The organism is Pluralibacter gergoviae ATCC 33028 = NBRC 105706 (genome assembly GCF_001598855.1).
In the GTDB taxonomy this organism is placed as follows: Bacteria; Pseudomonadota; Gammaproteobacteria; order Enterobacterales; family Enterobacteriaceae; genus Pluralibacter; species Pluralibacter gergoviae.
In genome coordinates, this window is sequence record NZ_BCZS01000071.1 from 1 (window position 1) to 5,091 (window position 5,091).

Below are 5,091 nucleotides of genomic sequence, written 5' to 3' on the forward strand. Positions count from 1 at the left end.
GGATTATACAGGCACACGTATATTGATGAGTACGACACTCCCGGCGGCGAGCCGATTGCCGCGCTGATTTCCTCCTATGAGTTTGACGCCTCGGCCCAGGACGTGGCGCTGATGCGCAACATCTCGAAAGTCTCTGCCGCCGCGCACATGCCGTTTATCGGCTCGGCGGGCCCGGCATTCTTCCTGAAAGAGAGTATGGAAGAAGTCGCCGCTATCAAGGATATCGGCAACTACTTCGACCGCGCCGAGTACATCAAGTGGAAGTCGTTCCGCGACACCGACGACTCGCGCTACCTCGGCCTGGTGATGCCCCGGGTGCTGGGCCGCCTGCCGTACGGCCCGGACACCGTGCCGGTGCGCAGCTTCAACTATATCGAGGAGGTGAAGGGCCCGGACCACGACAAGTACCTGTGGACCAACGCCTCCTTTGCCTTCGCCGCCAACATGGTGAAGAGCTTCATCCACAACGGCTGGTGCGTGCAAATTCGCGGCCCGCAGTCCGGCGGCGCGGTGCAGGACCTGCCCATTCACCTCTACGACCTCGGGACCGGCAACCAGGTGAAAATTCCTTCAGAGGTGATGATCCCCGAGACCCGCGAGTTTGAATTTGCGAATCTGGGCTTTATTCCGCTCTCCTACTACAAAAACCGCGACTACGCCTGCTTCTTCTCGGCCAACTCGACCCAGAAGCCGGCGCTGTACGACACGCCGGAAGCGACGGCCAACAGCCGCATCAACGCCCGGCTGCCGTACATCTTCCTGCTGTCGCGCATCGCCCACTACCTGAAGATTATCCAGCGCGAAAACATCGGCTCCACCAAGGACCGCCGGCTGCTGGAGCTGGAGCTGAACACCTGGGTGCGGAGCCTGGTGACCGAGATGACCGACCCGGGCGACGAGCTGCAGGCCTCACACCCGCTGCGCGACGCGAAGGTGGTGGTGGAGGACATCGAGGACAACCCGGGCTTCTTCCGCGTGAAGCTGTACGCCATTCCGCATTTCCAGGTGGAGGGGATGGACGTGAACCTGTCGCTGGTCTCCCGGATGCCGAAGGCGAAAGCGTAAAAGAAGGGATTATCCGGGATGAAAATTTATCGTCCACTGTGGAATGAAGGGGCGCTTCTGTCGCCCCAGCAGTTCCAGCAGCAGTCCGACTGGGAGGCTTTTCGCAGCGCCGGCGTGGCTGCCCTGGCTTCGCCCTTTGCGTGGGGAATTGAAAAAGCGGAGTTTGATGAGGCGCTGCTTGCTTCAGGACTGATGCAGATGTTACAGCTGCGTCTGTGGCTGGCAGATGGCACGCTGATTGATGCTCATAGCAGCGATTTACCGCCTGAACCGCGAGAGCTTAACGATGAGGCGACCGCAGGGAAGGATGCGGTTATTGTCGTGATTGCTCTGCCGCTCATGCAGCCGGGCATTGTGAATGTGCAGTCCGGCGAGGGGCAGGCTGAACGCCCGCTTCGCTATCGCGAAGAGTGGGTTTCCGTCCAGGATGCGTTTGGTCCTGAAGAGGAGTCCATGGCCGTTGCGCGGTTTAATTTCTCGCTCCGCTTCGCTCACGAAAATAACGAGTCCTGGCGCGTATGCCCGGTTGCCCGTCTTATCCGGAACGGCCAGGGCGGATGGCGTCAGGATCCGGCGTTCATCCCACCGCTGGTGTTCTTTTCCGCCAGCCCGACGCTGAAAGAGCGCCTCACGCTGCTGAATCGCCAGTTGCGCTCCCGCCGTCAGCGGCTGATGTCCATGCGTCGGGAAAGCAACGAGCGCCTAGCGGATTTTGCGGTTGCAGATGTCTCTCTCTTCTGGCTGCTGAATGCCCTTAACTCCCATGCGCGAGTGCTGCAGGAGTATGAACGCTACCCTGATCGACATCCTGAGATTGTCTGGGCTGAACTGGCCCGCCTGGCGGGCAGCATGTTGACCTTCTCCCTGGACAGCGATCCGGATGCGATCCCCGGCTACGATCACGCTGACCTGAGCAATACCTTTCCCCCGCTGTTCGACCTGATCGCAACATTGCTTGAGGCCAGCCTGCCGTCAAGGGTGATTGCGCTGGAGATGTCTCGCCCGGACCGGCAGACCTGGAAAGCCTCGCTGCATGATGTTCGCCTGCGTGAAGAGGCGGATCTTTATCTTTCTGTCCGATCTGACGTACCCGCCTGGCAGGTTGCAGAGAAATTTCCTGCGCTCTGCCAGGCGGGTTCACCGGATGAGGTTAATACCATCTACGGTGCGGTTCTCCGGGGGATCCCGCTGATCCCGGTAAGTCGCGTACCGGCCGCACTGCCGGTACGCATGGAAAACCAGTACTTCGCCCTGGATATGGAGAGCACGGCGGCCCGGGAGATGCTGGAGCAGGGTGTGTGCCTGTTCTACGTTCCCGAACTGCTCGGAGCCCTGGAGCTTGAACTCTTTGCGGTGCTGCGCTCATGAGAAAAGAGATTGATATTGACGAACTCATGGCTGAAACCTGGCTTACCGTCACCATGCTCAAACACGGCGGCGTCACGCCGGACGGCGGCGAGCTGTACGGACGCTGCTGCAGGCAGGTTGAGGCCGTGCGCAAAGCGCTGGCTGAGGCCGGATATGATGAAACCAGCATTGCGCATATCTCCTATGCACAGTGCGCGCTGCTGGATGAGACCGTAATGAGCCGCAGGCCGCCTGTACCGGACGATGGGACAGACGATGCAACCCGTCAGCCTGATATCGGGCAGTCAGCCTGGCGGCAGGCACCTCTTCAGGCCCGTTACTTTGGCTCCCTGCGGGCCGGGGAGGCTTTGTGGGATCGTATTGCGGAGACCCTAAAGCAGCCTGCGCCCGTTCAGGCGGTACTGACCTGTTATCACCGGGTGATTGCCCTGGGTTTCCAGGGGCTTTACGGCCTGGATCCGGTCAGCCAGCGCCAGCGTGATGAGGTGATGAATGCGCTGGCTGAGCGCGTTCCCGCCCCGGATGCGGGACTGTCGCTGATGGTTCATCGGACGGGGAAGCGCCGCTACAGCCTGATGCGTTCGGTCTGGTTCTGGGTAATCTGTGCACTGGTAATTACGGGCGTCGTGTGGTGGGGGGGACATCTCTGGCTCCGCTCGCTGCTGGCGACGCAGATCCCGGAGCTGCCCCGCTAATGCGTAGATCCGTGATTGCATCCGTCATCGTGCACGCTCTGGCCGCCACGGCCGGGGTACTTTGGCTGCTGTGGTATTTCATCCCGCTGGGCAACGTGATCAAAACAGGTGTGACATTACTGCTGGCTGTTCTGGTGATCCTTGCGGTTCTGAGAGAGAAAAAACGTGGCACTGCTGCGCAGTCGGTGGCTGATGCCCTTCCCGAGATCGACACGCCCGGGCCGGTGATGCTGGTGTGTGGCGAGGATGCCGGTAGCCTGTTTAACGCGCAGCCGTTGCGTAAAACGTCTCAGGGCTGGTGGCTGCACGTTGGTGAAGTCAGCAGGCTTGCGGGTATGGTTAAGGGCTTACAGCAGCGCCAGCCTCACGCCGTTGGCCAGCTTGCCGTGATGTTTATCTGCCGCCCTGACCGGTATCAGGATGAGTCCGTGATGCGGGCTCCGGTGAAAGCGCTGCGCGAGCAGATTATAAAGCTGCAGGCCGTGACGGGATTTCAGCTTCCGCTGGTGATGAGCTGCGAGGTTTCCGGGCCGGACTCGCCCTGGATAATCATCCGGGGTGATAAGCCGGTAGTCTGCCCGGCGGGCGAATCGCCGGAGGCGCTCGCTGACTGGCAGGATTCACATTTATCTTCGCTGCCGGTAATCAGTCAGGCATTTACCCTGATGCGCACGGTGTTTATTGATGAGCTGGAGAAGCCCGATCGCCTGTATCCGGCGGTCAGCCCCTTTGCCGTGGTGCTGAAAACCGGCGCGCCTGCGGGGGAAACCACCTCCGTCTGGTCGGACTGGCTTAACCGGCACTCCGGCCTGCTGTTTTCCCCCTCATACCGCGACAGCGGCGCGGAATATGCTTTCCCGGATGCGCTTTTACCGCTGCTCAGGCCGGTGACGGTGCCCGTTCAGGGTGGGCAGCTCACCCGACGTCTGGTCGCCGTGCTGCTGGTTTGTGCCCTGGCGGCGCTCGGTTTCTCTGCGGGCAATAACCAGACGCTTATTCGTAAAGTGGGCGCTGACCTTGCCCGCTGGTATGCCATTCCGATGGATCATTACGTTCCTAAAGCGCAATCGCTGGCTGCACTGAAGCAGGATGCGCTGCTGCTTGAGCGTTGGCAGCGTCAGGGAGAGCCTGTTCGCTACGGTCTGGGGTATTACCCCGGGCAGCGTCTGTGGCTGGCCGTACAGCAGGCGATTGATACCTGGATCCCTGCGCCTGAGCAGGCGGCCGCCCCTGAACCGCAGGCATCCCGAACCGTGCGCCTCAACAGCATGGCGCTGTTCGACACCGGGCAGTCGTCCCTGAAGCCCGGCGCCACGAAGCTGCTGGTCAGCGCCCTGGTGGGCATTAAGGCCAGGCCCGGCTGGCTGATTGTGGTCAGCGGCCACACCGACAGCACCGGCAGCCCGCCGGTCAACCAGGCCCTCTCCCTGCGGCGCGCCGAAGCGGTGCGCGACTGGATGCGCGATACCGGCGACGTGCCGGGCAGCTGCTTCGCCGTGCAGGGCTACGGCGCCGACCGCCCGGTGGCCAGCAATGACACCCCCGAAGGGCGGGCGCAGAACCGCCGGGTCGAAATCAGCCTGGTGCCGCAGGCGGACGCCTGCCGGGCGCCGGGCGAACCCCCCGCGCCATCGAAGGATGATGGCGCTTCACATCTCAGAGGAGAGTAACACGCATGGCAATTCCCGTTTATCTGTGGCTGAAGGACGACGGCGGCGCGGACATCAAAGGCTCCGTGGACGTTAAGGACCGCGAGGGCAGCATCGAGGTGGTGGCCCAGGAGCATAACCTGTACATCCCGACCGACAACAACACCGGCAAGCTGACCGGGACCCGCATCCACACGCCGTTCCTGTTCACCAAGGAAATCGACGCCTCCAGCCCGTACCTCTACAAGGCGGTGACCACCGGCCAGACCCTGAAGACGGCGGAGTTTAAGTGGTACCGCATCAACGACGCCGGT

At 61.8% G+C, this 5,091-nt stretch carries 4 protein-coding genes and 1 pseudogene; all 5 read left to right on the plus strand.

Annotated features, from left to right (window positions below):
* A partial coding sequence (gene tssC, locus ENGE1_RS26010; RefSeq protein WP_064360884.1) for a type VI secretion system contractile sheath large subunit occupies window positions 1-1,065 on the plus strand: 1,065 nt, incomplete at its 5' end.
* A gap of 18 nt (window positions 1,066-1,083) precedes the next feature.
* Entirely contained in the window at window positions 1,084-2,433 is a 1,350-nt protein-coding gene (gene tssK, locus ENGE1_RS26015; protein WP_048255382.1) for a type VI secretion system baseplate subunit TssK, read from the plus strand.
* Window positions 2,430-3,128 (plus strand): type VI secretion system protein TssL, short form, encoded by a 699-nt coding sequence (gene tssL, locus ENGE1_RS26020; RefSeq protein WP_048255380.1) that lies wholly within the window; start codon window positions 2,430-2,432, stop codon window positions 3,126-3,128. The genes tssK and tssL overlap by 4 nt, the downstream gene beginning before the upstream one ends.
* Window positions 3,128-4,798 (plus strand): OmpA family protein, encoded by a 1,671-nt coding sequence (locus ENGE1_RS26025; protein WP_064360885.1) that lies wholly within the window; start codon window positions 3,128-3,130, stop codon window positions 4,796-4,798. Before tssL ends, ENGE1_RS26025 begins: the two co-directional genes overlap by 1 nt.
* A gap of 5 nt (window positions 4,799-4,803) precedes the next feature.
* Window positions 4,804-5,091, plus strand: a pseudogene (hcp, locus tag ENGE1_RS26030) (type VI secretion system effector Hcp); the annotation flags it as partial.

Bases quoted from the DNA above. Each gene is read 5' to 3' on its own strand.
- tssK (WP_048255382.1), top strand. From the start codon at position 1,084: ATGAAAATTTATCGTCCACTGTGGAATGAAGGGGCGCTTCTGTCGCCC.
- tssL (WP_048255380.1), top strand. From the start codon at position 2,430: ATGAGAAAAGAGATTGATATTGACGAACTCATGGCTGAAACCTGGCTT.
- ENGE1_RS26025 (WP_064360885.1), top strand. From the start codon at position 3,128: ATGCGTAGATCCGTGATTGCATCCGTCATCGTGCACGCTCTGGCCGCC.